This window comes from Humitalea rosea (assembly GCF_003253705.1).
GTDB lineage: Bacteria > Pseudomonadota > Alphaproteobacteria > Acetobacterales > Acetobacteraceae > Humitalea > Humitalea rosea.
This window is the reverse complement of the sequence record NZ_QKYU01000013.1, coordinates 127,899-152,860: the sequence shown is the minus strand read 5'-3', so window position 1 is coordinate 152,860 and position 24,962 is coordinate 127,899. Positions and strand designations below refer to the sequence as shown.

Below are 24,962 nucleotides of genomic sequence, written 5' to 3'. Positions count from 1 at the left end.
AAGGAAAACGCCACCATCAGGCCGTCATCGCCCTCGCAAGACGCCGCGTGAACGTGCTCTGGGCCGTCGTGCAAAACCGCACGCCCTTCCAGACCAGATTCAAAATGGCCGCTTGACTGAGCCATTAGGCTGCCGCCTTCACCACGCCGGCATAGCCTTCCGCTTCCAGCTTGTGGGCGAGTTCCGGGCCTCCGGAGGTGATGATCCGCCCGCGCGACAGGACATGCACCCGGTCGGGCACGATATGGTCCAGCAGGCGCTGGTAATGGGTGATGACCAGCGCTGAGAAGCCCGGGTTGCGCATGGAATTCACCGTATCGGCGACCAGCTTCAGCGCATCGATGTCGAGCCCGCTGTCGGTCTCGTCCAAGATCGCGAACTTCGGCTCCAGCAGTGCCATCTGCAGCATCTCGTTGCGCTTCTTCTCGCCACCCGAAAAGCCTTCGTTGACGCCGCGCTTCAGCATCTCGTCCTTCATGCCGAGCGCGGTCATCTTGCCGCGCACGACTTTCAGGAACTGCATGGCGTCCAGTTCGCTCTCGCCACGGCCGCGACGGATCGCGTTCAGCGCGGTGCGCAGGAAGGTCGCATTGCCGACGCCGGGCAGCTCGACCGGGCTCTGGAAGGCCAGGAACAACCCGCTGGTCGCGCGCAGCTCCGGCTCCATGGCCAGCAGGTCCTGGCCGTCGAACTCGACGCTGCCATCGATGACCTCATAGCCTTCGCGGCCGGCCAGCACATAGGACAGGGTCGATTTGCCCGAGCCATTGGGGCCCATGATGGCATGCACCTCGCCGGAGGGGACCGTCAGATGCAGCCCATCCAGGATCCGCTTGCCTTCAACCTCGACAACAAGATTCTCGATCCGCAACATCAGCCAACACTTCCTTCAAGAGAGATCTGCAAGAGCTTCTGGGCCTCGACGGCGAATTCCATCGGCAGCTCCTTCAACACCTCGCGGCAAAACCCATTCACGATCAGGCCCACCGCGTCTTCCTGCGTCATGCCGCGCTGACGGCAATAGAACAGCTGGTCCTCGGCGATGCGGCTGGTGGTCGCCTCATGCTCGACCTTGGCCGTCATGCAGCGGTTTTCGATATAGGGCACGGTATGCGCGCCGCACTGGTCGCCGATCAGCAGGCTGTCGCATTGCGTGTAATTGCGCGCGCCCGTGGCCTTGGCCCCGATCCGCACCAGCCCGCGATAGGTGTTCTGGCCGCGCCCGGCCGAGATGCCCTTGGACACGATGGTGGACTTCGTGTTCTTGCCGATATGGAACATCTTCGTCCCGGTATCGGCCTGCTGGCGGTTGTTGGTGATCGCCACCGAGTAGAACTCGCCCACCGAATCATCGCCCTGCAGGATGCAGGATGGATATTTCCAGGTGATGGCGCTGCCGGTCTCGACCTGAGTCCAGGAGACCTTGCTGCGGGCGCCACGGCAGGCGGCGCGCTTGGTCACGAAGTTGTAGATGCCGCCGCGGCCCTCGGCGTCGCCGGGGTACCAGTTCTGCACCGTGCTGTATTTGATGCTGGCATCTTCCATCGCCACCAGCTCGACCACCGCGGCATGCAGCTGGTTCTCATCGCGCATCGGCGCGGTGCAGCCTTCCAGATAGGAGACCTTGGAGCCCGCATCGGCGATGATCAGCGTGCGTTCGAACTGGCCGGTGCTCTTGGCGTTGATGCGGAAATAGGTGGACAGCTCCATCGGGCAGCGCACGCCCTTCGGGATGTAGACGAAGCTGCCATCGGTGAAGACAGCGCTGTTCAGCGCCGCGAAGAAATTATCGCCCTGCGGCACCACGCTGCCGAGGTATTTCTGGACCAGCTCGGGGTGGTCGCGCACCGCCTCGCTGATCGGGCAGAAGATGATGCCTTCCTTGTGCAGCCGGTCCTTGAAGGTCGTGGCCACGCTGACGCTGTCGAACACCGCATCGACGGCGATGTTCTGCAGCCGCTCCTGCTCGCGCAGCGGAATGCCCAGCTTCTCATAGGTCCGCAGCAGCTCGGGATCGACCTCATCCAGGCTCTTCGGTACGACCTTGTTCTTGGGTGCCGCGTAGTAGAAGGCGTCCTGGTAATCGATCGGCGGGTAGCCGACGGCGGCCCAGTTCGGCTCCACCATCGTCTTCCACAGCGCGAAGGCCTTCAGCCGCCAGTCGAGCAGCCATTGCGGCTCCTCTTTTTTGGCGCTGATGAAACGCACGATGTCCTCGTTCAGCCCCTTGGGGGCGAAGTCCATCTCGATTTCGGTTTCGAACCCCCACTTGTAGCCGCCATCTGTGACGGTCTGGACGGTGTCGAGGGTCTCGGCGACGGCGGCCATATCGTATCTGTCCTACTCGGCGGCCAAGGCGGCCACGGGGGAAGGGGTTTTCGGCTGGCGCGCGGGGCGCTTCAGGTCAGCCAAAGTGATCGCGGAGAGGGCGGAGCGGATCGCGTCATTTACCGGATCCCAACGGCCGCGCACCGGGCAGGTCGCCTCGGCATCGCAGGCCCCGACCGCGCCATCGACGCAGGCGGTCAGGGCGATGGGACCGTCGACCGCGACAATCACCTCCGAGATCGGCACCGCGCAGAGGGGGCGCACAAGGCGGTAGCCACCCTGGGCGCCACGCGTCCCGATCACCAGATTGGCCTGGGCCAGGGTTTTCAGCACCTTGGCGACGGTCGGCTCGGCAATCCCGGTCGCGACCGACAGGCCGGGAGCGGAGGCGGCGCCGCCGGATTCTTCCAGCCGGGTGAGCACGACCACCGCATAATCCGCCAGTTTCGACAGACGCAACAACGATGGGACCCCTCTCGATCATCATACAGGACCAGTACGGTCCTCTATGCGATCTCAAATGCGCTTGCCCCCCCGCTTCGTCAAGGACCCCGACCGGCTTGCCGAGCCCTGCCAGCGCGAACAGGATGCGCCGCCGCAACGCAGGAGGACGACCCATGCCCCATGTCACCACCGATGATGGCGTCCGGCTGCATTATGAGGATGTCGGCAGCGGCGCGCCTATGGTGTTCGTCCATGAATTCGCGGGCGACGCCCGCTCCTGGGAGCCGCAGCTGCGCTTCTTCGCCCGCCGCTACCGCTGCATCGCCTTTTCGGCCCGCGGCTATCCGCCCTCGGATGTGCCCGAAAGCCCCGCTTCCTACGGCCAGGATCGGGCGACGGATGATGTCGCGGCGGTCATCAAGGGGCTGGACCTGGCGCCCGCGCATGTCGTGGGCCTCTCCATGGGCGCCTTCGCGACCCTGCATCTGGGCCTGCGCTACCCGGAACTGGCCCGCAGCCTGGTCGCCGCCGGCGTCGGCTATGGCGCCGCCCCCGGCAAGCGCGAGCAGTTCCGTGCCGAGGTCGAGACCACCGCCACCCGCATGCGCGGCGAGGGCATGGGCCACTTCGCCCCGATCTATGCCCATGGCCCGACCCGGCTGCAGCACGAGCGGAAGGACCCGCGCGGCTTCGCCGAATTCGTGGCGCAGCTTGCCGGACATTCCACCCTCGGCAGCGTCAACACCATGATGGCGGTGCAGCGCGAGCGCCCCGCCCTGCTGGACCTTGAGGCCGGGTTCCGCGCCATGACGGTGCCGACCCTCATCATCGCCGGCGATGAGGACGAGCCCACCCTGGAGCCCGCCCTGTTCCTCAAGCGCACCATCTCCTCCGCGGCGCTGATGGTGCTGCCGCATTGCGGGCACACCATGAACCTGGAGGAGCCCGCCGCCTTCAACGCCGCGGTGCTGGACTTCGTGACCATGGTCGATGCCGGGCGCTGGCCGCTGCGGAACCCGGCGACCCTAGCGGGCGGGATCATCAAGGCGGGGCCGCGCTGATGGTCGCCCGCCTCGCCTCGCTCGACGATCTGGCGCCGGGGCAGAGCTTCGAGCTCGGCACCCTGTCGCTGTCGCTGGCGGAGATTGTCGCATTCGCCTCGCGCTATGATGCCCAGCCCTTCCACCTGGACGAGGCGGCGGCGGCGACGAGCCTGTTCCGCACCCTGGTCGCCTCTGGCCTGCACACGCTTTCGGCAGTTTTCGGCCATGTGATCGCCTCGGGGCTGATCAGCGAGATCTCCCTCGGCGGCAACCAGATGGATGTGAAATGGCCCGCCGCCCTGCGCCCGGATGAGGAGGTGGCGGTGCGGGTCGAGGTGCTGGACGTCCGGCCATCAGCGAGCCGCCCCGCGCTGGGCGTGGCACGGCTGCGCTACCTCGCCACCCGCATTGCCGATGGGGTGGTGGTGCTGGACGCGACGGGGACGCATTTCCTGAAGCGATGAGGCCGCCCGGAAATGGGCTGTTGCCCGCGGCCCGACGCTTGCTAAGGTCGATCTCGCCTTGACCCGCCCTTCCCTCCTGCCCCTCCTGGGGCTGCTCCTCGCCCTGACGCGACCCGCCATGGCGGGCCCGTTGGATTGTCCTCAGGCCGCCATGCCGGTGCTGCGCCTGCCCAGTGTCGCCGCGGCACTGGCGGCGGGGCGGCCGCTGCGGATCGTGGCCCTGGGCTCCTCCTCCACCGAGGGTGTCGGCGCCAGCAGCCGGGGTGCGACCTATCCGGCGCAGTTGGAGGCCGATCTGCGGGCGGCCCTGCCAGGCCAGGAGATCGAGGTCATCAACAAGGGCGTCAGCGGTCAGGATGCCTCCGAGATGCTGCAAAGGCTGGAATCCGATGCGCTCTCCCTGCATCCGACGCTGCTAATCTGGCAGGTGGGGGTGAATGGCGCGCTGCGCCGCAACTCGCCGCTCCGCTTCCGCGAGATGATCACAGCCGGCGTCGACCAGGCGCGCGCCGCCGGCGTGGATGTGCTGCTGATGGACAGCCAGCGTGGCGCCTGGGCCCGCGCAGCACCGGAGCGGGCTGCCTTCGACCAAGTCCTCGCCGACCTTGCCGACCTGCCGGGGGTCGCGCTGTTCCCCCGCGGTGCTCTGATGGATGCCTGGACGGCGCGTGGCGCGCCCCCCGAGGCCATGCTGATCCCCGACGGGCTGCATCATAATGATCGCGGCTATGCCTGCCTCTCTGCCGCCGTTGCGGAAGCGATGATCGATGGCGTACCGCGGGCGCATGCCGCGACCTTGGCCACGAGCAGCCGCTGACGACTCCACCGGCCGTGAGTTGCTCAAGAAAAGATCTTGTCCTGTACACCTTCAAAGCGGCATCTCGACCTTCCCACTGAAGGCCCGTCGCCGTATTCTTCTGGCCCAGCAATCAGAATGGATACGCAATTGGACGGGCTTGCCGCCGCCCTTACCCCTAGTCGTCCCGTGCATGTTGTCGCGCCCGCCGGCCTCGAGGCCTGGCTGGGCGGACTTGCGCCGGAGCAGGCCGAATTCCTCCGTGCCAGCGGCTTCAAGGCCCGGGCGCAGCAGATTGCCCTGCTACCGACGGCCGATGGCGTTTCCGCTGCGGTGCTTGGACTGGGGGAGCAGGCGCCGGATAGCCCGTGGGCCTATGGCGCGCTGCCCCTGGCGCTGCCGGAAGGGTCCTGCTGGCATCTTGGCGCCGGCGCGGATCCCCAGGCGGCGACGCTTGGCTGGCTGCTCGGCGCCTATCGCTTCCGCCGCTTCCGCAGCGGCCCATATCATCCCGCGCGGCTGCTTCCGCCCGCCGAAGCCGAGCCGGCGATCGCCACCGCCCGCGCCATCTGCCGCGCCCGCGACCTCATCAACACCCCCGCCGCGGATTGCGGCCCGGCTGAGCTGGCCGCGGCCGTGCTGGCGCTGGGCGCGACGCATGGCGCCACCACCGGCATTATCGAGGGCGAGGCCCTGGCCGCCGGCTTCCCGGCGCTGCGCGCCGTGGGCCTCGCCGCCGCCTCGGGCCGTGAGCCCCGCGTGGCGGTGCTGCGCTGGGGCGATCCCGCGCATCCGCTGGTCGCCCTGTGCGGCAAGGGGGTGTGCTTCGATACCGGGGGGCTGGACCTCAAGCCCGCCGAGGGCATGCGCCGCATGAAGAAGGACATGGGCGGGGCCGCGATCATGATCGCACTGGCCGAATCGATCATGACCGCGCGCATGCCGGTGCGGCTGCTTTTGCTCGTCGGCGCGGTCGAAAACAGTGTCGGCCCGCTATCGTTCCGTCCGGGAGATATCCTGCGCACCCGCAAGGGGTTGACGGTCGAAGTTGGTAATACCGATGCCGAAGGACGCCTTGTTCTCGCGGATCTGCTCACCTATGCCGCCGAACAGGCGCCGGCGCTGATCCTTGATGCCGCGACGCTGACTGGCGCCGCCCGGGTCGCGCTCGGCCCCGACCTGCCAGCACTGTTCTCGGATGATGAATCGGTCGCTGCGGCCTTCTGTAACTCAGGGATGGCCGCTCACGATGCGGTGTGGCGCCTGCCGATACATGAAAGTTACGGTTCGTGGCTGGACAGCCCTGTGGCAGATTTGGTCAATGTCGCAACGAGGCCGATGGCGGGTGCCGTCGTGGCCGCATTATTTCTGCGGCGGTTCGTGCCTTCGGATGTGCCTTGGGCGCATCTCGACGTGTATGCCTGGAACGACCAAAGCCGGCCCGGGCGGCCTGAAGGCGGGGAGTGTCAGGCTATGCGTGGGCTGCGGGATGGACTCGCTGCCCTCGTTCGCCAATTTGGTGCAACGAAACCACGGCCGGATGCGTTGATAACGCACTGATCCGGCCAACTGGTCGCAACGACCCGAGCGGACCTCGTCCCGGGGTTCCCGTCGGGCCGGCCAGTTTTTATCGCCCCACCATTCCTGGGGAGCGACGACTTTGCGGCGGCCAGAGAGCCGCCCTGACAGAAAAGGATTTTCATGTAATGCCCGCATATCTCACCGCCGAACAGCTCGTCAGCATCCTGCGCGAAACCACCGTCGCCCTGGTGCGCCGTGATGGTCCCGATTTGTCCGCGCGCCAGCAGGCCGTATTGCTGACAGTGTACCTCAACGAAGGGCCGCACACGGTCCGTGGCCTGGCCGGACAGCTCAACGTGTCCAAGCCGGCGATCACCCGTGCGCTCGATCGCCTCGGTGATCTCGATCTCGCCCGCCGCAAGACCGATCCGGCCGATCGCCGCAGCGTGCTCGTCCAGCGCACCGTGAAGGGCGCCGCCCTGCTGCGCGAAATCCGCTCGACGATGGCCGAGGCCGAGGCCTCCATCCGCACCGCTGGCCTCACCCCGGCCAATAGCGAATCGAAGCAGCGCAAGGCCGGCTGATTTCAAGGCGTCCGGGCCCTCCCGGACGCCTCGCCGGCCATTGCGACGGCCATTGGCGGCCGCAAATCTCTCCCCGTTCGCGGGATAATTCGGTGCAGATCACGTTTCGTCTTGCTTGACGTAAGCCACGCATGGATATGCTTGGTTGGCTCGACATCTTGACGGGTGATCAAGCACGCGCTGCCGCATCGTTTGCGGCCAGCGATTGCAACGAATTACGGGGAGAGACCGGCTCATGTCGGCAACAACGTCGAGCGGGGCAAAGACGGCCCCCATGACCAAGGAAGAGCGGAAGGTCATTCTGGCCTCGTCGCTCGGTACCGTTTTCGAATGGTATGATTTCTATCTGTATGGGTCACTGGCCGCCATTATTGGCGCCAATTTCTTCGGCATGTACCCAGAGGCGACGCGGAACGTCTTCGCGCTCCTGGCCTTTGCCGCGGGCTTCCTGGTTCGCCCCTTCGGCGCGCTGGTGTTCGGCCGGCTTGGCGACCTCGTTGGGCGAAAATACACCTTCCTGGTCACCATCGTGATCATGGGCACCTCGACCTTCCTCGTCGGCATCCTGCCCACCTCGGCCAGCATCGGCATCCTCGCGCCCGTCATCCTGATCGGCTTGCGCCTGCTGCAGGGTCTGGCCCTTGGTGGCGAATACGGCGGGGCCGCGACCTATGTCGCCGAGCACGCGCCGAATGGGCGCCGCGGCTTCTACACCTCCTTCATCCAGATCACCGCGACGGCCGGCCTGTTCATGTCGCTGCTGGTGATCCTGCTGACCCGCGTCGCCGTGGGCGATGAGGCCTTCGCAGCCTGGGGCTGGCGCGTGCCCTTCCTGGTTTCGGTCTTCCTGCTCGGCATCTCGGTCTGGATCCGGTTGCAGATGAACGAAAGCCCCGCCTTCAAAAAAATGAAGGAAGAGGGTACCGGTTCCAAGGCGCCGATCAGCGAGGCCTTCGGGCAGTGGAAGAACGCCAAGATCGCGATCTTCGCCCTGCTCGGCCTCGTCGCGGGGCAGGCGGTGGTCTGGTACACTGGCCAGTTCTACGTGCTGTTCTTCCTCGGTGCGGTGCTGAAGGTCGATGGCTTCACGACCAACATGCTGGTCGCATGGTCGCTCGTGCTCGGCTCCGGCGGCTTCGTCCTGTTCGGCTGGCTCTCGGATAAGATCGGTCGCAAGCCGATCATCCTCGGCGGCTGCCTGATCGCGGCGCTGACCTACTTCCCGCTGTTCCACATGCTCAGCAAGGAAGCGAACCCCGCTTTGGCCGCGGCGCATGAGAACATCGCGGTCCGCGTCCTCGCCAACCCGGCCGATTGCTCCTTCCAGTTCAACCCGACCGGGACGGTCACCTTCACCAAGCCCTGCGACGTCGCCAAGGCGGCGCTGGCCCGGGCCTCGGTGAACTATCTGGTGGAGGAGGTGCCGGTCGGCACCCAGGCCGCGGTGCGGATCGCCAGCGGAACGCCCATCCTGGCGGGCACGCCGACCTTCGCGGGCGAGTTGTCCACGGCCCTGACCGCCGCGGGCTATCCCTCGGCGTCCAACCCGACCGTCGTGAAGATGTCGCACCCATTCGACATCTTCCGCGCCCAGCCGGCGCTGCTGATCCTCATCATGACGGTGATGGTGCTGTATGTGACGGCAGTCTATGGCCCGATCGCGGCGGCGTTGGTCGAGTTGTTCCCCACCCGCATCCGCTACACCTCGATGTCGCTGCCCTATCACATCGGCAATGGCTGGTTCGGCGGCCTGTTGCCGGCGACCGCCTTCGCGATGATCGCCCAGACCGGCGATGTCTATTACGGGCTGTGGTACCCGGTGGTGGTGGCGCTTGGGACGGTGGTCATCGGCATCTTCTTCGTGCCCGAGACCTACAAGCGCGACATCTTCGCGGATGACGTGACCACGCATTATACCCAGCCGGCCCGCGTCCGCAGCTGATAGCCGGTAGCCGGTAGCCGGTAGCGTAACCAGATGGCGACGGCGCCGGGGGCAACCCCGGCGCCGTTTGCATGTCCGGCAGTCGCATCCGCGCCGCAATCGCGGACCATGGTTCCCGCTCGGCCGGGCCCCGCCCCGGCCCGCACAGCATCGGAACCCGCACATGACCTCCCGCCTGTTCGCCAGCCTTGCCCTCATCACGCTTCTTCTTGCTGGTTGCGAGAACATGTCGCGCACCCAGCAGCGCGCCCTCTCCGGCGGCGCCATCGGTGCGGCGGGTGGTGCGGTCCTGGGTGCCGTCACCGGCGGCTCATTGGTGACGGGCGCGGTCCTGGGCGGCGCTGGTGGCGCGGTGATCGGCGCCGTGACCGGCGGCGGTCGCTAGACACTTGGCGGCGAAGCCCGCGACCGCGTAACGTCACCGTGATTTCCGGGAGACCCTGCCGATGCTTCGCCGCACCATCCTCGCCGGCTCCGCCGCCGCGACCGCCAGCGTCCTGGCCAGCCCCGTTTTGCTGCACGCACAGACGGCGCCCAAGATCACCATCGGGATGAGCGGCTGGACCGGCTTCGCCCCCCTGACCTTGGCGCAGGAGGCCGGCATCTTCCGCGCCAATGGGCTGGATGTCGAAACCCGCTTCGTGCCGCAGCGGGAGCGCAACCTGGCGCTGGCCTCGGGCGCGCTCAACTGCGTCGTCACCACCGTGGACACCATGATCCAATGGGCCAGCGCGATCCCGCTGGTACAGGTTCTGGTGCTCGACAAGTCACGCGGCGGCGATGGCGTTGCGGTGCGGCCGGCGATCAGCGGCTGGGCCGACATGAAGGGCAAGTCCATCGCCGTCGATGGCGCCGGGACCACCCCCTACTTCGTGCTGGCCTATATGCTGCGCGAGAACGGGCTCAGCATCCGCGATGTGCAGACACCGACCCTGGCGCCGCAGCCCGCAGCCCAGGCCTTCGTCGCCGGGCAGTTCGACGGCTGCTCGACCTATGAGCCCTACCTCTCCCAGGTCCGCGCCATGGGGCCGACCGGCAAGATCCTGGCGACGACGATCGACTACGCCTGCGTCGTCGATACGCTGGCCTTCCAGCCCGCCTTCATCGCCGCGAATACCGATGCGGTGCGCCGCCTCGTCGCCTCCTGGTGGCAGGCGCTGGAAATGATCCAGCGCGAGAGCGCCCGCGCCAATGAGATCATGGGCAAGCGGGTGAACCAGAATGCCGAGGCCTTCGGGGCCTCCGCGCAATACATCGAATGGCAGGATCAGGCGAAGAACCGCGCGTATTTCGGCAGTGGCCTGCTCGATTTCGCCCGCAAGGCGCATACCGTGCAGCGCGAGACCGGCGTGCTGCGCGCCGATGTCGATGTCTCCAAGCTGTTTGACGACCGCTTCATCCGCGGCTGACGAGGGCGGGTGACACCTCTCGCCCCGGTCTCCCGCGCAGCACGGCTGCTGCTCGGGATCGGCTTCTTCGTGGTGTTCGTCGCTGCCTGGGCGGCGATCACCTATGGCGGGATGGTGCCGCCGCTGTTCCTGGCCTCGCCGGGGGCGACCCTGGTGGCGGGTTGGTCGCTGTTCACCGAATTCAATTTTATCGGCGACATCGCGATCACCGTGTTCCGGGTCGTCTGCGGCTTCCTGATCGCCGCCGCCATCGCGGTGCCGGTCGGGCTAGCGATGGGCGCGTTCAAATCCGTCGAGGCCTTTCTCGAACCCTTCGTCTCCTTCGCGCGCTACCTGCCGGCCTCTGCCTTCATCCCGCTGCTGATCCTCTGGGCCGGGGTGGATGAGGCCCAGAAGCTGGCGGTGATCTTCATCGGCAGCGTGTTCCAGATCATCATCATGGTGGCCGTCATCGCCGCCGCCACCCGCCGCGATCTGGTGGAGGCGGCGAGCACCTTGGGCGCACGCTCCTGGGGCGTGGTATTCCGGGTGATCATCCCCTCGGCGGCACCGCAGGTGGCGGAGACGCTTCGGCTCGTGCTCGGCTGGGCCTGGACCTATGTGATCGTGGCCGAGCTGATCGGCGCGCAATCGGGCATCGGCCATATGATCATGGACAGCCAGAGGCTGCTCGACACCGGGCAGATGATCTTCGGCATCGTGATGATCGGGCTGATCGGACTCGTCACCGATGTGCTGGTGAAGGCGCTGAACCGCCGGCTGTTTCCCTGGGCGGTGATCTGATGTCGGATAAGACCCTGCATATCCAGGGCGTCACCCGCAGTTTTGGCGATATGCTGGCCTTGCAGCCGGTCGACCTGACCGTGGCGCCGGGCGAGTTCGTCGCCGTCCTCGGCCCATCCGGCTGCGGCAAATCGACCTTGCTGCGGATCGTCGCGGGGCTGGACCGGCCGACCGCGGGCACGGTCGCCCTGGACGCCACCCCCGTCACCGGCCCGGGGCCGGAACGCGGCATGGTGTTCCAGTCCTACACGCTGTTTCCCTGGCTGACGGTCGAGCAGAACATCCGCTTCGGCCTGCGCGAGGCCGGCCGGCCGGAGGCCGAACAGCGGGAGATCGCCGCCCGCTTCATCGCCCGCACCGGCCTCACAGGGTTTGAGAACCACTGGCCCAAGCAGCTTTCGGGCGGCATGCAGCAGCGCTGCGCCTTGGCGCGCGCCCTGGCGAATGACCCCGAAATGCTGCTGCTGGACGAGCCTTTCGGCGCGCTGGACCACCAGACCCGCGAATTGATGCAGGAGTTGCTGCTGGAGATCTGGGAGGCGGACCGCAAGACCGTGCTCTTTGTCACGCATGACATCGACGAGGCGGTCTTCCTCGCCTCGCGCGTGCTGGTCATCTCGGCGCGGCCGGGTCGGATCAAGGCCGAGGTGCCGGTGCCTTTGCCCTATCCGCGCGACTGGACCGTCAAAACCTCACCGGAATTCGCGGCGCTGAAGGCCAGGCTGATGGCGGACATCCGGGAGGAAGTCCGCCGCTCAGCCGAGGCCTGAAGGCTTACGCTGCCTTCTTCTTCCCCAGCATGCCTTCCTTGACCAGAAGCTCCGCGATCTGGACGGCGTTCAGCGCCGCACCCTTCCGCAGATTGTCGGCGACGCACCAGAAGACCAGGCCGTGTTCCACCGTCGGATCACGACGCAGGCGGGAGACGAAGACCGGGTCTTCGCCGGCGGTCTCGGTCTGGGTCGCGTAGCCGCCATCCTCGCGGTGGTCGAGCACGGTCAGGCCTTCCTGCCCACGCCAGGCATCCCAGGCCTGCTTCTCGGTGATCGCCGTCTCGAACTCGACGTTGATCGCTTCGGCATGGCCGATGAAGACGGGCACGCGGACGCAGGTCGCGATGACCTTGATATCCGGGTCCAGAATCTTCCGGGTCTCGACCGCCATCTTCCACTCTTCCTTGGTCTGGCCATCGGCCATGAAGGAATCGATGTGCGGGATGCAGTTGAAGGCGATCGGCTTGGTGAACTGCTCAACCGTCGGCGGGTCGTTCACGTAGACGCCGCGGGTCTGGTTGAACAGCTCATCCATCGCTTCCTTGCCGGCGCCCGAAACCGCCTGGTAGGTCGAGACGACGACGCGCTTGATGCGCGCGATCTGATGCAGCGGCTTCAGCGCCAGCACCATCTGGATGGTCGAGCAGTTCGGCACCGCGATGATGCCGCGGCGGCGCACCTGGGAGAGGTGATGCGGGTTCACCTCGGGCACGATCAAAGGGACGTCCGGCTCCATGCGGAACTGGCTGGTCTTGTCGATCACAATGGCACCGGCCGCGGCGGCGCGGGGAGCATGGATCGCCGAGACCGAGGCGCCAGCGGCGCCGAAGACCAGATCCGTACCGGTGAAATCAAAGGTGTCGAGGTTGCGGACCTTCAGGATCGTTTTCTCGCCATAGGAAATCTCCTGCCCAACCGAGCGGGCGGAAGCCAAGGCGATGACCTCGCTGGCGGGGAAACCCCGTTCGGCGAGCGTCTTGATCGTCTCGCGCCCGACCGCCCCGGTGGCGCCCATGACCGCGATCCTGTAGCCCATGTTCCTGATCCTTGATCCGAAGAATGACTGCGGCGATTAGGCGAATTGGCCGCCAACCGCAAGGAACGGCGGCGCAAGGCAGCATCCCCCCGGCAGCATCGCAAAGCGATCCTGCCCTAGGAGCGCTCTCCGGTCGCCAGCAGCAGAGTGTTCGCCACACAGTTGCGCCCGTCGCGCTTGGCCCGGTAGAGCGCGGCATCCGCCGCCGCGAGCAAGGCTTCCGGCATCTGCATCCTGCCTCCCTCCCGGCACAGCACCGTGGCAGCGCCGATGCTTACCGTCAGCCAGTCGCCATGCTCTGCACTGGGCAATTGGGGCAGGTGCAGCACCTCAACCGCCAACCGCAGCTGTCCTGCAACCTGGACGGCCCCGGTGGCATCGGTATTGGGCAAAATCACGGCGAGCTCCTCCCCGCCATAACGGGCCGCGACATCGCCAGGGCGGCGCATATTCTTCTGCACGGCGGCAGCCACGGCGCGCAGGCAATCGTCGCCCACCTGATGACCGTAGTGATCGTTGAACATCTTGAAGTGGTCGAGGTCCAGCAGCAGCAAGGACATCTGCGTGCCCTCGCGCAAGGTGCGCTGCCATTCACGTTCCAATGCCTGGTCAAAGGCACGCCGGTTCATCAGACCGGTCAGCCCATCCGTCATTGCCAGGGCGGTAAGCTTGTCTTCCAGAGCTTTGCGGTCCGTGATGTCGCGCACGATGACGACAAGGTCGCCAGGCGCGCCCGTGACAGGATCACGGATCATGCGAAGGCTGCCTTCGGTCCAGACGGCAGAGCCGTCCTTGCGCAGCATGCGGACCACGCCAGTACCGGTCTCGGCTTCCCCGGCCACGATGCGGCCGACTGCGGCGGCCATGACCGGAATATCTTCCGCCAGAACGAAATTCTCCGGGGACTGCCCAACCATTTCTTCCGGCGTCCAGCCGAGAATGCGCAGCGAGGAGGGCGAGACATACCTCGCCACATGGTCCGGCCCGAGCCGTACGATCAAGTCGGCACTATGGTCCGCCAGCACCTGAAAGAGATTCTCCTCCTTGGGGACTGGCGCCGTGGCCGCGGGGCCGCGGAGCGACCGATCAGTACGGATTCCAAATACTTTTTTAAGAATACCAGGGAGAGAGAGCATCGGCAGCAGCTTTATTGATTATTAACGTGTAATTGTACCTGAGACTGATGGTCTCAGGCAAGAAAAGGACGCCTCACATCAAATCGGTCTAAATTCATAAGATGATGAAATTGCGCAAAAAAATATAGGTGCAGCGTAATACCGCGAAGCGATCACGCGCTGGTGTGAACCCCGCCCGGATATGCCAAGCCGGGCAGGAAGGCGGCAGGCAGCTATGGTGATGTCAGCAGCAGCACCCACAACGGCAGGGTCAGCACCGCGGCGATATGCTCGGTGGTGGTGATCGCCGCCATCAGCGGCGCGTCGCCGCCCATCGCGCGCGCCATGACATAGGAGGTGGCGGCCGTCGGCAGCGCCATGAACAGCACGCTGATCGCCGTCGGCAGCGGGCCCAGGCCGAACGCCATCGCCAGCCCCCAGGTGAGAAGCGGCATGACCATCAGCTTCAGCGCCCCGGTCACCGCCTGCAGTTTCAGCCGGTCGCGCATCGCATCGGCCGACAGCGCCGCCCCCACGGTCAGCAGCCCCAGCGCCACCGAGGCATTGCCCAGCACCCGCAGCATCGGCCCGATCCCCGGCGGCATGCCGCCAAGCAGGGCCACGGCAAAACCCACGGCGCAGCCGATGATCAACGGGTTCAGCAACACCTGCCGCGCCACCGCCAGGGGCCGTGGCCGGACGCCGCGGCCGAAGGCGAAGGCCAGCGTCGTCACCACCTGCACGCAGGGCACGATCAGCCCGGTCGCGACCGCGCCCAGCACCAACCCCTCACGGCCGAACACGCTGCCCGCGATGGCGAACCCCATCAGATTGTTGAAGCGGATGCCGCCTTGCAGCACCGAGGTCATGGCCGGATGCCCGAGGCCCAGCACGCGCGCGACGAGCAGGCTCAGCGCCGTCCCCGACAGCAGCGCGACCCAGAACACCGCCGCCATCCGCCCGAAGGGCAGCGCCATCAGATCGACGCTGGAGATGCTCGCGGCCAGCAGGCAGGGCAGCAACACCCAGAAGACCAGCCGCTCGATACCGGCCCAGACCGCGTCATCCCGCAGCAGCCGCGCCCGCAGGACGGCGCCGAGGATGAGAAGCCCGAAGGCGGGGGCGAAGGCGTCGATCCAGGCGGTCATGCGCACCGGGTGTCGCCCGGCGGGGCGGCAAGCGCAACCGGGGTGCTGCGGATCATGGCGTGCCGGTTGGCAGGCCAGGCGCGCGCCAGCCGGGGCGAGGCGGCCGGACTCAGTTGGCCTCGTCCAGTGACGGGGTTGGCATGCCATTGCTCCTTCGGAAGCCAAACTGCACCCGCGCCACCATCCGATCCGTCTTCATGACTGCGGGGGGGCACCGCGCGCCCTGCGTATATGGATATGGATGGCTCAGTTCTCTCGAACCGGAGCTTGGCAGTCGCTGCCGCAACAAATCCGCCCGGGCGGGGACCATGGCACATGCTTTGCTGCATCACCTCAAACGGGGCAGCAGATCGGCACGCCCCTCCATCGGGAGTTCCGCATGAAGCGCCGTAGTTTCCTCAAGGCAGCGCCCGCCATCGCGCTTGCCGCACCCGCCATCGGTGCGGCCCCGCGCGACGCGGCGGCACAGGCGGCCCCGACCCGCAACGAAACCCTGTTGCTGGTCCAGGAATACGGCCCCAACAGCCTGGACATGCAGGGCATCGGCTCCTCGCAGCCGGTCAATGGCGTGGCGCTGAACTGCTACGACCGGCTGGTGCGCTTCAAGCGCAAGCCCTTCGACGATGTCACCACCTCCTTCGACATCAAGGCGCTGGAGCCGGAGCTGGCCGAGAGCTGGCAGGAAGCCAGCGATGGCACCAGCGTAACGTTCAAGATTCGTGCAGATGCCCGTTTCCATAGCGGCCGCAGTGTCACCGCCCGCGATGTGAAGTGGTCACTGGACCGCGCCGTGAGCATCGGCGGCTTCGCCACCACCCAGATGGCCGCCGGCAGCCTTGAGAAGGCCGAACAATTCGTCGCCGTGGACGACAAGACCTTTCGGGTCGATTTCCTGCGCCGCGACAAGCTGACGATGCCGAACCTCGCGGTCACCATCCCCTTCGTCTTCGACAGCGAGAAGGCGATCGCCAATTCCGGCGGCGATGTCTGGGCCAAGGATTACCTGAAGAACAACATCTGCGGCGGCGGCGCCTTCAAGGTCGAGGCCTGGCGGCCGGGCACCGAGACCATCTATTCCCGCTTCGACGACTGGAAGAGCGGGCCGCTGCCCAAGCTGCGCCGGATCATTGCGCGCGACATCCCCTCCCCCAGCACCCGCCGGGCGCTGATCGAGCGTGGCGATGCCGACATCAGCTACGGCCTGCCGCCGAAGGATTTCAAGGATCTGGTGGACGCCGGGCGCTTGAAGGTCTCGGCCGTGCCAGTGCCGAACGCGATCTGGTATGTGGCGCTGAACGCGGCGCTGCCGCCCTTCAACAACGTGAAGCTGCGTCAGGCCGTCGCCTGGGCGATGCCCTATGAGCACATCCTGCAAGGCTCGCTGTTCGGGCGCGGCGTGCCGATGTGGGGCGGGCCCTCGACGCCGGCCGAGCTGAAATGGCCGGTGCCCTTCCCCTATTCCACCAACATCGAGCGCGCCCGCGCGCTGATGGCGGAATCGGGCGTGGCGCCCTTCAGCACCACGCTGCTCTATGACGCGGGTTCGGGCACCATCGGTGAACCCATGGCCGTGCTGATCAAGGAAGCCCTCGCCCCACTCGGCATCACCATCGAGCTGAACAAGATCCCCGGCGCGAATTTCCGGGGCGAGCTGAACAAGAAGACCGCGCCGATGGTGATCAACCGCTTCGGCGGCTGGCTCGATTGGCCGGATTACTTTTTCTTCTGGAACTATCACGGCAACAATTCGATCTTCAACATCCCATCATACCAAAACCCGGCGATGGATCGGCTGATCGATGCGGCGCGTTTCGCCCCGGATGAGGCGAGCTACGACACCAATGTCCGCGGCTTCCTGGAACTCGGCATGCATGACGTGCCTTTTGTGCCGATCGTGCAGCCCTACCACGACGTGGCGATGCAGCGGACCATCGGCGGCTACCAGTTCTGGCCCTGCCGCGAGCCCGATTTCCGCTACCTGACGAAGGGCTGATGCGCGGGCTCCTGCTTCGGCTCGCGGGGTCGCTGCCGGCGTTGGTGGCGGTGATCATTGTCACCTTCGTGCTGACCCGCGTGCTGCCGGGCGACACCGCGACTTATTTCGCGGGGCCGACCGCCAGTGCGGAGTCCATCGCGCAGATCCGCGCGGAGCTCGGCCTGGACCGGCCGTTGCCGGAGCAGTTCTGGAGCTATGTGCAGGCCTTGGTGCATGGCGATCTCGGCATGTCGCTCACCACCGGGCAGCCGGTGCTGACCGACATCCTGGCGCGGCTGCCGGCCTCGGCCGAATTGACGCTGTGTGGGTTGCTCATCGGCATGGCCATCGCCATTCCGCTCGGCATCATCGCCGCGGTGCGGCAGGGGTCGTTGGCCGACCACGCCTGCCGGGTAATCGTCACGGCGGGGGTGTCGCTGCCGGTGTTCTTCACCGGGCTGTTGCTGGTCTACGTCTTCTACTTCCTGCTGGGTTGGTCGCCGGCGCCGCTGGGGCGGCTGGATGCCTTCGCCTCGCCGCCGCCCGCCGTCACCGGCTTCTATTTGATCGACGCGGCGCTGATCGGCGATTGGGAAACCTGGCGCGGTGCCGCGGCGCAGCTGATCCTGCCGGCGGTGACGCTCGGGCTGTTCGCGCTGGCGCCGATCGCGCGCATCACCCGCGCCTCGATGCTGGCCGTGCTCGGGGCGGAGTTCATCCGCACGGCGCGTGCTTCGGGGTTGTCGTCGCGCACCTTGATCCTGACCTATGCGCTGCGGAACGCGTTGTTGCCGGTGGTGACGACGCTCGGCATGGTCTTCTCCTTCCTGCTCGGCGCGAATGTGCTGGTGGAGAAGGTCTTCGCCTGGCCTGGCATCGGCAGCTATGCGGTCGAGGCGCTGATCGCCTCCGATGGCGCGCCGGTGCAAGGCTTCGTCCTGACCATGGCAATCCTTTATATCCTACTGAACCTGGCCATCGATCTCGTGAACCGGGCGCTGGACCCACGGGCGCGGCACACATGAGCGACACCGCGCTTGGTCACGCCCGCCATGTGGTGACGGAGAATCCCGTCACCGGCTTCGCGCTGGCGCTGTTCATCCTCTTCGTACTGGCGGCGATCTTCGGCCCCAGCCTCGTGCCCTATGATCCATTGGCGAGCGATACCGCCAATGCCTTGCAGGCCCCCTCGGGGCAGCACTGGTTCGGCACCGACCAGATCGGGCGCGACATTTTTTCACGGGTGGTGGTGGCGACGCGCCTGGACCTTGGCATCGCCGCGGCCTCGGTGGCGCTGGTCTTCGCCTTCGGTGGCTTCGCCGGGCTGGTCTCGGGGTTTTTCGGCGGCTGGGTGGATCAGGTGATCGGACGCGTCTCCGACACCATCATGGCCTTTCCGCTCTTCGTGCTGGCGATGGCGATCGTGGCCGCACTCGGCAATACCGTGCCGAACATCGTGCTGGCGACAGGGATCATCAACTTCCCGCTCTATGTCCGCGTCGCGCGAGCCGAGACGGTGCAGCGGCGCGAGGCCGGTTTCGTCGATGCCGCCCGCATCGCCGGGCATCGTGACATGGGCGTGCTGCTGGGACAGGTCGCGCCCAACATCATGCCGATCATGGTCGTGCAGATGTCGCTGACCATGGGCTATGCGATCCTGAATGCGGCGGGGCTGTCCTTCATCGGGCTGGGCGTGCGGGCGCCGACGCCGGAATGGGGGATCATGGTGGCCGAGGGCGCCTCCTTCATCGTCTCCGGCGAATGGTGGGTGGCGCTGTTCCCGGGTGCGATGCTGATGACGGCGGTGTTCTGCTTCAACCTGCTCGGCGATGGGCTGCGCGACATCGTCGATCCGCGGCGGCGCACGTGAGCGCGGCGACGCCCGCGGCTGCTGCCTCTCAATCAGTGCTCGACGTCACCGATTTCTCGGTCGAATTCCGCACCCGCGCAGGCATCGTCCGCGCGCTGGACCGCGTCGCCTTCAGCGTTGGGCGCGGTGAAACCATGGCGCTGGTCGGAGAATCCGGTTCGGGCAAATCCGTCACCGCCTATGCGCTGCTGGGGCTGCTGGATGCGGCCGGGCGCATCACCGGCGGCAGCGCGCGACTGGAGGGCACGGAACTGACCTCCGCCTCCCCCGCCGCGCTGTCGGCCATCCGTGGCAAGCGGGCGGCGATGATCTTCCAGAATCCGCGCGCGGCGCTGAACCCGATCCGCAACGTCGGCAAGCAGATCGGCGATGTGCTGCGCCGCCATGCCGGGTTGGGCGCCCGTGCCGCCGCCGCCGAGGCCATCGAGATGCTGCGCGCCGTCGGCATTCCCGACCCGGCGCGCCGCGCCGGCGCCTATCCGTTCGAACTCTCGGGTGGCATGTGCCAGCGCGTGATGATCGCCATCGCCGTCGCCACCCGCCCCGCGCTGCTGATCGCCGACGAGCCCACCACCGGCCTGGATGTCACCACCCAGGCCGTGGTGATGGACATCATGGGGCGGCTCGCGGCCGAGACCGGCATGGCGACCATCCTCATCACCCATGACCTGGCACTGGCGGCCGAACGCAGCGGCCGCATCGCCGTGATGCATGCGGGCCACATCGTCGAAGATGCGCCGACCAAGACCCTGCTGCTGTATCCGCGCCACCCCTATACGCGCCGACTGCTGGCGGCGACACCGACAGCGGCGGGCAATCTTGCTGATCTGCGCTCCATCCCCGGCAATCTGCCGGATCTGCGGCGTGACGATCTGCCGCCCTGCCGCTTCGCCGCGCGCTGCGACCGGCGCCTGCCGGCCTGCGAGGCGCCGATGCAGTGGCGGGAGCTGGAACCGCACCACCGCGTCGCCTGCTGGAACCCGGCATGAGCGGCCAGATCGGCAACCAGCCGACCCCGCCCGAGGCCGAAGGCCCGCTGCTGCTCGATATCGCCGAAGTCTCCAAGCGCTTCCCGGTCGGCAAGACCGGCTGGCTCAGCGGCAAGTCGCATTCGCTGGTGCATGCCGTCGATGACGTGTCCCTGACCCTGGCGCGGGGCGAGACGCTGGGCCTGGTCGGGGAATCCGGCTGCGGCAAATCGACCCTGGTGCGGCTGCTGGCGCGGCTGACCGATCCGACCTCCGGCTCCATCCGCTTCGGCACCCGCGAACTGTCGGCGATCCCGGCGAAGGATTTCGCCCGAGACCCCGATCGCGCCCGCATCCAGATCGTCTTCCAGGACGCGGGCGAGAGCATCAACCCGCGCTTTACCGCCGCCGATGCCATCGCCGACCCGCTGCGCCAGCTCCAAGGACTGACCGGCGACACGCTGCGCCAGAAGGTCGAGGAAGCCGCCACCCTCTGCGGCCTGCCGCTGGAACTGCTGGCGCGCTTTCCGCATCAGCTGTCGGGGGGGCAGCGCGCCCGCGTCGGCATCGCCCGCGCGATCGGGCCGCGCCCCGACCTGCTGGTGCTGGATGAACCGACGGCGGCACTGGATGTCTCCGTCCAGGTCACGATCCTGCAATTGCTGGTGTCGTTGCGCGAAAGCCTCGGCATCTCCTATGTCTTTGTCAGCCATGACCTGAATGTGGTGCGGCTGCTGTGCGACCGGGTGGTGGTGATGTACCTCGGCCGCATCGTGGAGGTCGGGCCGGCGCGCGCCGTCTTCGATGCGCCGCTGCATCCCTATACGCGCGGGCTGGTCGCGGCTGTGCCGCGGCTGGATGGCGTCCGCGCCGATGCCTTGCGCCTGGTTGGCGACCCCAAGAGCCCGATCGACCCCGACCCCAATGCCTGCCGCTTCCATGGCCGCTGCCCGATCGGCACCGACCGCTGCGGCGTGGAGATGCCGGAACTGCGCCGCTTCGCCGGCGGCCGCCAGGCGGCCTGCCATTATGCCGAGGAAGCGCCGGCCTGACCGTTCGGGCGAAACCGCAGCGTCGCCCGCAGCCCTGGCGCCGCATCCGCCAGGATCAACGTCGCGCCATGAAGCTCCGCGACCGCCTGCACCAGCGCCAGCCCGAGTCCCGTGCCGGGCGTCGAGCGGCTTTCATCCAGCCGCACGAAGGGGCGCAGCACGCGCTCCCGATCCGCCTCGGGGATGCCGGGCCCGCGATCGGTGACGCTGGCCCGGATCGCGCCACCGCCTTGCGTCAGCGCCACGCGCACCGGCGCTCCGGGCAGCGTGTGGCGGAAGGCATTCTCGATCAGGTTCACCAGCGCCTGCTGCACCAGCTCCCGGTCCCCGCGCAGCCGGATGCCGGGCTGGATCTCGACCACCAGCACGCGGCCCGCATCCTCGGCGCTCGGCGTCAGCGCCTCGACCACGTCGCCCAACGCCGCCGACAGATCGAATTCAGCGAAGCTCGCGCGGCGCTCGCCGGATTCGATCTGCGCGATCCGCAGCAGGGCCGCGAAGATGCGCAGCACCTCGTCGATATCGGCGATGGCGCGCTCCACCACCTCGACCGGCACGCTGCCCTCGCCCGCCTCCCGCGCCACGCGTTCCAGCCGCTGCCGCATGCGGGAGAGTGGCGTCCGCAGGTCATGCGCGATATCCCCGGTGACCTGGTGCATCCCGGCGACCGCGGCCTCCAGCCGCGCCAGGGTCGCGTTCACCGACGTGGCCAAAGCGTCGAACTCGTCACCGCCCTTGCGTGCCGGCAGGCGGCGGCCGAGGTCGCCCTCCGCCACCGCCGCCAGCGCCTGGTTGATCTCCGTCGCCCGCCGCTGCACCGAACGGCCGAGCAGCGCCCCGCCCAGGATCGAGAGCAGGATGGCGACGCCGCCGGCGATGGCGATGGCGCGGACCATCAGTGCCTCCAGCTCCTCCAACTGGCCCAGATGCCGCCCGACAAACAGGAAGGCCCCGCCCGGCACCACCACGCCGAAGCCGAGCGCCCGGTCCCCCTCATGCGCGCCGCCGGAAATCGCGATGGAATGCCAGCCGACGGTCGGCTCCAGCCGCACCAGATTCCCCGCGACGGTGCGGCCGCTGCGGTCGAGCAGCGCGTAGAGCGCGCGCCCGGTCGTATCCGTGGCGGCCCGCAGGTCGAGCTGCCGCGCCAGCTCCGGCAACCCGCCCTCGGCCCCGGCACGGCCCAGGGCGCGGACCTCGGCCGAGATCGCATCCTCGGTCGCGCGGCGTTCATAGACGGCGGTGGTGACATAGACGGTGCCGAGGATCGCGAGCGTCGCGAGCAGGGTCAGCCCGGCATGCAGCAGCCCGGCCCGGCTGGCGCTGGTGCGGACCAGCCCGAGGAGCGAGCGCAGCATCTCAGTCAGGCGCGCGAATGACGTAGCCGGCGCCGCGGACAGTGTGGATCAGCTCGGCGGGGAAGCCGCGGTCGATCTTGCCCCGCACCCGGCTGATGTGGGTTTCCACGACATTGGTCTGCGGGTCGAAATGGAAATCCCACACCGCCTCCAGCAGCATGGTGCGGGTGACCACCTGCTCGGCGTGGCGCAGCAAATATTCCAGCAACCGGAATTCCCGGGGCTGCAACTCGATCCTTTTGCCCGCGCGGGTGACGCTGCGGCGGATCAGGTCCATCTCCAGATCGGCCACGCGCAGCACGGTTGCTTCCCCGCTCACCGCCGGGCGGCGGGCCAGGGCGTTCACACGGGCCTGCAGCTCGGCGAAGGCGAAGGGCTTGACCAGATAGTCATCGGCCCCGGCCTCCAGCCCGCTGACCCGGTCGGCAACCCCGCCGCGCGTGGTCAGCATCAGCACCGGCGTGCCGATGCCCGCCGCGCGGATGGTCCTGACGATGCCGATGCCATCCAGCCCCGGCAGCATCCGGTCGAGAATGATGACGTCATAAGCCTCCCCGGCCGCCAGGAAGAGGCCCTCCTTCCCCGTCGCCGCCGTGTCCATGACATGGCCCGCCTCGGTCAGGCCCTGGGCGACGTAGTCGGCGGTCTCCCGGTCATCCTCGACCAGCAGGATCTTCATGTTGTCCGGCCTTTCCGCTTCTGTCGCCACATCCTGGCGCGGCCTTCCTCGTCGCGGCAGCACGGTGGCTATACCGATCCGTCATGATCCCGTCCCCCGGCCTCCCGCGATAACCGATCCGTATAGGACCGGCCAGCACGCGGCGAAGGCCGGCAGTGCCTGATGCTGGCCGAGCGGCACCCCAAGGCCGCGGCCCAGGAGACAAGCGATGACTGAGACAATCCACCCCGAGGCCCCCCGCCGCCGCCGCCGCATTGCCGGCACCCTGGCCACGCTGGCGCTGGCCAGCACCGCGCTGACCGGCATCCTGTGGCAGCAGGGAATGGCCGCGAGTCCCTCCGACACGCCCCCGGCGATCGTGATGCCGCGAGCGATGGCCCCCTCCTCCTTCGCCGACCTGGCCGAACGCGTCAGCCCGGCGGTGGTGCGGATCGCCGTGACCGGCACCGCCTCCGAGCCGCAATCCGATGAGGATGGAAAAAACCTGCCCCCCTTCATGCGGCGCTTCGCCGAACCGCAGCGGCGCGTCCGCGGCGAGGGTTCGGGCTTCATCGTCGATCCCAGCGGCATCATCGTCACCAACAACCACGTCGTCGGCTCCGCCCAGACCGTCACCGTCACCCTGACCGACGGGCGTGAAATAGCGGCCCGCGTGCTTGGCAAGGACGCCCGCACGGATCTGGCGGTGATCAAGATCGATGCGGATGGCCCGCTGCCCACGGTTGCCTTCAGCGATGACAGCTCGGCCCGGGTCGGTGACTGGGTGATGGCCATGGGCAACCCCTTCGGCCTTGGCGGCACCGTGACCGCCGGCATCATCTCGGCCCGCGGCCGCCAGATCGGCGCCGGGCCCTATGATGACTTCATCCAGACCGATGCGCCCATCAACCCCGGCAATTCCGGCGGCCCGCTGTTTGACCTGCATGGCCAGGTGGTCGGCGTGAACACGGCGATCTTCTCGCCCTCCGGCGGCAGCATCGGCATCGGCTTCGCGATCCCCTCCTCGATCGCGGCGCATGTGGTGTCGCAGCTGCGCGAACATGGCTCGGTGGAGCGCGGCTTCCTCGGCGTCACCTTGCAGACCTTGTCGCCGGCCATGGCCCAGGCGCTGGGCCGCCCGGACCGCAAGGGCGCGCTGGTTGCGGCGGTTGAGCCGAATTCCCCGGCGCAGCAGGCCGGGATCCGTGAGGGCGACCTGCTCCTCGCCTTCGGCGGGACCGCCGTGGTGAATGCCGGCGCCGTGGCCCGCGCCGCGGCCGATGCCAAACCGGGCGAGAGCAGCACGGTGGAGCTCTGGCGGGATGGGTCTTCGCGCACGGTGACCCTGCGGATCGGCACCCAGCCGCAGCAGCAGCGCGAGGCCAATGCCGGCCAGCAGTCGGGGCCGCAGTCCCTCGGCCTGGCTCTCGCCCCGGCCCCGAAGGGCGCGGATGAGGCAGGCGCGGTCATCGCGGCGGTGCAGCCGGATGGCCCCGGTGCCGAAGCCGGGCTGCGGCCGGGCGACCTCATCATCCGCGCCGGCAATGCCGCGGTGACGCGGCCCGAGGATGTGATCCGCGCGCTGGCCTCGGCCCGCAGCGGGGGCAAGGAGGCGCTGCTGCTGCAGGTCGCGCGTGGCGGGCAGCACAGCTTCGTGGCGATCCCGCTCAAGGCCGCCTGAGACCTCACAGCCCA

General features: G+C 67.6%; 24 protein-coding genes. 16 read left to right on the top strand and 8 right to left on the bottom strand.

What is annotated here, in order from left to right; all coding sequences use genetic code 11:
* Positions 1-124 precede the first annotated feature (124 nt).
* Genes sufC through C8P66_RS12935 form a run of 3 tightly spaced genes read right to left on the bottom strand, consistent with a single transcriptional unit; the run spans position 125 to position 2,790 of the window.
* Positions 125-874, bottom strand: coding sequence for a Fe-S cluster assembly ATPase SufC (sufC, locus tag C8P66_RS12945; RefSeq protein WP_111398685.1), 750 nt, complete (start codon positions 872-874; stop codon positions 125-127).
* Positions 874-2,328, bottom strand: coding sequence for a Fe-S cluster assembly protein SufB (sufB, locus tag C8P66_RS12940; protein ID WP_111398684.1), 1,455 nt, complete (start codon positions 2,326-2,328; stop codon positions 874-876). The genes sufC and sufB overlap by 1 nt, the downstream gene beginning before the upstream one ends.
* A gap of 12 nt (positions 2,329-2,340) precedes the next feature.
* Entirely contained in the window at positions 2,341-2,790 is a 450-nt protein-coding gene (locus C8P66_RS12935; RefSeq protein ID WP_111398683.1) for an SUF system Fe-S cluster assembly regulator, read from the bottom strand.
* Between the two features lie 155 nt (positions 2,791-2,945).
* Here C8P66_RS12935 and C8P66_RS12930 point away from each other — a divergent pair, with 155 nt between their 5' ends.
* The 10 genes from C8P66_RS12930 (at position 2,946) to C8P66_RS12885 (ending at position 12,084) form a co-directional block, all read left to right on the top strand.
* The gene (locus C8P66_RS12930; RefSeq protein ID WP_111398682.1) at positions 2,946-3,833 is read left to right on the top strand and encodes an alpha/beta fold hydrolase; all 888 of its coding nucleotides are present in this window, start codon (positions 2,946-2,948) and stop codon (positions 3,831-3,833) included.
* Positions 3,833-4,279: a MaoC/PaaZ C-terminal domain-containing protein gene (locus tag C8P66_RS12925; protein WP_111398681.1), complete on the top strand. Its 447-nt coding sequence runs from the start codon at positions 3,833-3,835 to the stop codon at positions 4,277-4,279. Before C8P66_RS12930 ends, C8P66_RS12925 begins: the two co-directional genes overlap by 1 nt.
* Before the next feature lie 58 nt (positions 4,280-4,337).
* Entirely contained in the window at positions 4,338-5,096 is a 759-nt protein-coding gene (locus C8P66_RS12920) for an SGNH/GDSL hydrolase family protein (RefSeq protein WP_111398680.1), read from the top strand.
* Positions 5,097-5,132: 36 nt separating this feature from the next.
* Positions 5,133-6,635, top strand: coding sequence for a leucyl aminopeptidase family protein (locus tag C8P66_RS12915; RefSeq protein WP_245903490.1), 1,503 nt, complete (start codon positions 5,133-5,135; stop codon positions 6,633-6,635).
* Between the two features lie 146 nt (positions 6,636-6,781).
* Entirely contained in the window at positions 6,782-7,180 is a 399-nt protein-coding gene (locus tag C8P66_RS12910; RefSeq protein ID WP_111398678.1) for a MarR family transcriptional regulator, read from the top strand.
* Between the two features lie 274 nt (positions 7,181-7,454).
* Positions 7,455-9,122, top strand: a complete 1,668-nt coding sequence (locus C8P66_RS12905; RefSeq protein ID WP_111398677.1) for an MFS transporter — start codon at positions 7,455-7,457, stop codon at positions 9,120-9,122.
* A 163-nt stretch (positions 9,123-9,285) separates the two neighbouring features.
* On the top strand, positions 9,286-9,507 hold the full coding sequence (locus tag C8P66_RS12900; RefSeq protein WP_111398676.1) for a hypothetical protein: 222 nt from the start codon (positions 9,286-9,288) through the stop codon (positions 9,505-9,507).
* Between the two features lie 61 nt (positions 9,508-9,568).
* A complete protein-coding gene (locus tag C8P66_RS12895) occupies positions 9,569-10,531 on the top strand; it encodes an ABC transporter substrate-binding protein (protein ID WP_111398675.1) in 963 nt (320 codons plus the stop codon).
* Between the two features lie 9 nt (positions 10,532-10,540).
* Positions 10,541-11,314: an ABC transporter permease gene (locus C8P66_RS12890; protein WP_211314131.1), complete on the top strand. Its 774-nt coding sequence runs from the start codon at positions 10,541-10,543 to the stop codon at positions 11,312-11,314.
* The gene (locus tag C8P66_RS12885; RefSeq protein ID WP_111398674.1) at positions 11,314-12,084 is read left to right on the top strand and encodes an ABC transporter ATP-binding protein; all 771 of its coding nucleotides are present in this window, start codon (positions 11,314-11,316) and stop codon (positions 12,082-12,084) included. The genes C8P66_RS12890 and C8P66_RS12885 overlap by 1 nt, the downstream gene beginning before the upstream one ends.
* A gap of 4 nt (positions 12,085-12,088) precedes the next feature.
* On the opposite strand, the gene C8P66_RS12880 is transcribed toward C8P66_RS12885, so the two are convergent.
* The 3 genes from C8P66_RS12880 to C8P66_RS12870 all read right to left on the bottom strand — a co-directional run bounded on the left by C8P66_RS12880 (position 12,089) and on the right by C8P66_RS12870 (position 15,386).
* On the bottom strand, positions 12,089-13,123 hold the full coding sequence (locus tag C8P66_RS12880; protein ID WP_111398673.1) for an aspartate-semialdehyde dehydrogenase: 1,035 nt from the start codon (positions 13,121-13,123) through the stop codon (positions 12,089-12,091).
* 116 nt (positions 13,124-13,239) lie between these two features.
* Positions 13,240-14,259, bottom strand: coding sequence for a sensor domain-containing diguanylate cyclase (locus tag C8P66_RS12875; protein WP_111398672.1), 1,020 nt, complete (start codon positions 14,257-14,259; stop codon positions 13,240-13,242).
* A 212-nt stretch (positions 14,260-14,471) separates the two neighbouring features.
* Positions 14,472-15,386 (bottom strand): AEC family transporter, encoded by a 915-nt coding sequence (locus tag C8P66_RS12870; RefSeq protein WP_111398671.1) that lies wholly within the window; start codon positions 15,384-15,386, stop codon positions 14,472-14,474.
* Between the two features lie 379 nt (positions 15,387-15,765).
* On the opposite strand from C8P66_RS12870, the gene C8P66_RS12865 reads away from it, so the two are divergent.
* The 5 genes from C8P66_RS12865 to C8P66_RS12845 are packed head-to-tail and all read left to right on the top strand — an operon-like array spanning position 15,766 to position 21,251.
* Positions 15,766-17,379 (top strand): ABC transporter substrate-binding protein, encoded by a 1,614-nt coding sequence (locus C8P66_RS12865; RefSeq protein ID WP_111398670.1) that lies wholly within the window; start codon positions 15,766-15,768, stop codon positions 17,377-17,379.
* Positions 17,379-18,386 carry an ABC transporter permease gene (locus C8P66_RS12860; RefSeq protein WP_111398669.1) on the top strand — a complete coding sequence of 336 codons (1,008 nt, stop codon included), beginning with the start codon at positions 17,379-17,381 and terminating at the stop codon, positions 18,384-18,386. Before C8P66_RS12865 ends, C8P66_RS12860 begins: the two co-directional genes overlap by 1 nt.
* Positions 18,383-19,231: an ABC transporter permease gene (locus tag C8P66_RS12855; RefSeq protein ID WP_111398668.1), complete on the top strand. Its 849-nt coding sequence runs from the start codon at positions 18,383-18,385 to the stop codon at positions 19,229-19,231. The genes C8P66_RS12860 and C8P66_RS12855 overlap by 4 nt, the downstream gene beginning before the upstream one ends.
* Before the next feature lie 35 nt (positions 19,232-19,266).
* The gene (locus C8P66_RS12850) at positions 19,267-20,220 is read left to right on the top strand and encodes an ABC transporter ATP-binding protein (RefSeq protein WP_245903488.1); all 954 of its coding nucleotides are present in this window, start codon (positions 19,267-19,269) and stop codon (positions 20,218-20,220) included.
* A complete protein-coding gene (locus tag C8P66_RS12845; RefSeq protein WP_111398666.1) occupies positions 20,217-21,251 on the top strand; it encodes an oligopeptide/dipeptide ABC transporter ATP-binding protein in 1,035 nt (344 codons plus the stop codon). Before C8P66_RS12850 ends, C8P66_RS12845 begins: the two co-directional genes overlap by 4 nt.
* Here the strand turns inward: C8P66_RS12845 and C8P66_RS12840 are convergent.
* On the bottom strand, positions 21,227-22,609 hold the full coding sequence (locus C8P66_RS12840; protein ID WP_111398665.1) for a sensor histidine kinase: 1,383 nt from the start codon (positions 22,607-22,609) through the stop codon (positions 21,227-21,229). The genes C8P66_RS12845 and C8P66_RS12840 overlap by 25 nt on opposite strands.
* Before the next feature lies 1 nt (position 22,610).
* Entirely contained in the window at positions 22,611-23,288 is a 678-nt protein-coding gene (locus C8P66_RS12835; RefSeq protein WP_111398664.1) for a winged helix-turn-helix domain-containing protein, read from the bottom strand.
* Between the two features lie 208 nt (positions 23,289-23,496).
* On the opposite strand from C8P66_RS12835, the gene C8P66_RS12830 reads away from it, so the two are divergent.
* A complete protein-coding gene (locus C8P66_RS12830; RefSeq protein WP_111398663.1) occupies positions 23,497-24,948 on the top strand; it encodes a Do family serine endopeptidase in 1,452 nt (483 codons plus the stop codon).
* Positions 24,949-24,962 lie beyond the last annotated feature (14 nt).

What these genes read in the sequence shown, in the direction of transcription:
- sufC (WP_111398685.1), bottom strand. Translation starts at nt 874, where the DNA reads ATGTTGCGGATCGAGAATCTTGTTGTCGAGGTTGAAGGCAAGCGGATC.
- sufB (WP_111398684.1), bottom strand. Translation starts at nt 2,328, where the DNA reads ATGGCCGCCGTCGCCGAGACCCTCGACACCGTCCAGACCGTCACAGAT.
- C8P66_RS12930 (WP_111398682.1), top strand. Translation starts at nt 2,946, where the DNA reads ATGCCCCATGTCACCACCGATGATGGCGTCCGGCTGCATTATGAGGAT.
- C8P66_RS12925 (WP_111398681.1), top strand. Translation starts at nt 3,833, where the DNA reads ATGGTCGCCCGCCTCGCCTCGCTCGACGATCTGGCGCCGGGGCAGAGC.
- C8P66_RS12910 (WP_111398678.1), top strand. Translation starts at nt 6,782, where the DNA reads ATGCCCGCATATCTCACCGCCGAACAGCTCGTCAGCATCCTGCGCGAA.
- C8P66_RS12905 (WP_111398677.1), top strand. Translation starts at nt 7,455, where the DNA reads ATGACCAAGGAAGAGCGGAAGGTCATTCTGGCCTCGTCGCTCGGTACC.
- C8P66_RS12900 (WP_111398676.1), top strand. Translation starts at nt 9,286, where the DNA reads ATGACCTCCCGCCTGTTCGCCAGCCTTGCCCTCATCACGCTTCTTCTT.
- C8P66_RS12895 (WP_111398675.1), top strand. Translation starts at nt 9,569, where the DNA reads ATGCTTCGCCGCACCATCCTCGCCGGCTCCGCCGCCGCGACCGCCAGC.
- C8P66_RS12885 (WP_111398674.1), top strand. Translation starts at nt 11,314, where the DNA reads ATGTCGGATAAGACCCTGCATATCCAGGGCGTCACCCGCAGTTTTGGC.
- C8P66_RS12880 (WP_111398673.1), bottom strand. Translation starts at nt 13,123, where the DNA reads ATGGGCTACAGGATCGCGGTCATGGGCGCCACCGGGGCGGTCGGGCGC.
- C8P66_RS12875 (WP_111398672.1), bottom strand. Translation starts at nt 14,259, where the DNA reads ATGCTCTCTCTCCCTGGTATTCTTAAAAAAGTATTTGGAATCCGTACT.
- C8P66_RS12870 (WP_111398671.1), bottom strand. Translation starts at nt 15,386, where the DNA reads ATGACCGCCTGGATCGACGCCTTCGCCCCCGCCTTCGGGCTTCTCATC.
- C8P66_RS12865 (WP_111398670.1), top strand. Translation starts at nt 15,766, where the DNA reads ATGAAGCGCCGTAGTTTCCTCAAGGCAGCGCCCGCCATCGCGCTTGCC.
- C8P66_RS12860 (WP_111398669.1), top strand. Translation starts at nt 17,379, where the DNA reads ATGCGCGGGCTCCTGCTTCGGCTCGCGGGGTCGCTGCCGGCGTTGGTG.
- C8P66_RS12855 (WP_111398668.1), top strand. Translation starts at nt 18,383, where the DNA reads ATGAGCGACACCGCGCTTGGTCACGCCCGCCATGTGGTGACGGAGAAT.
- C8P66_RS12845 (WP_111398666.1), top strand. Translation starts at nt 20,217, where the DNA reads ATGAGCGGCCAGATCGGCAACCAGCCGACCCCGCCCGAGGCCGAAGGC.
- C8P66_RS12840 (WP_111398665.1), bottom strand. Translation starts at nt 22,609, where the DNA reads ATGCTGCGCTCGCTCCTCGGGCTGGTCCGCACCAGCGCCAGCCGGGCC.
- C8P66_RS12835 (WP_111398664.1), bottom strand. Translation starts at nt 23,288, where the DNA reads ATGAAGATCCTGCTGGTCGAGGATGACCGGGAGACCGCCGACTACGTC.
- C8P66_RS12830 (WP_111398663.1), top strand. Translation starts at nt 23,497, where the DNA reads ATGACTGAGACAATCCACCCCGAGGCCCCCCGCCGCCGCCGCCGCATT.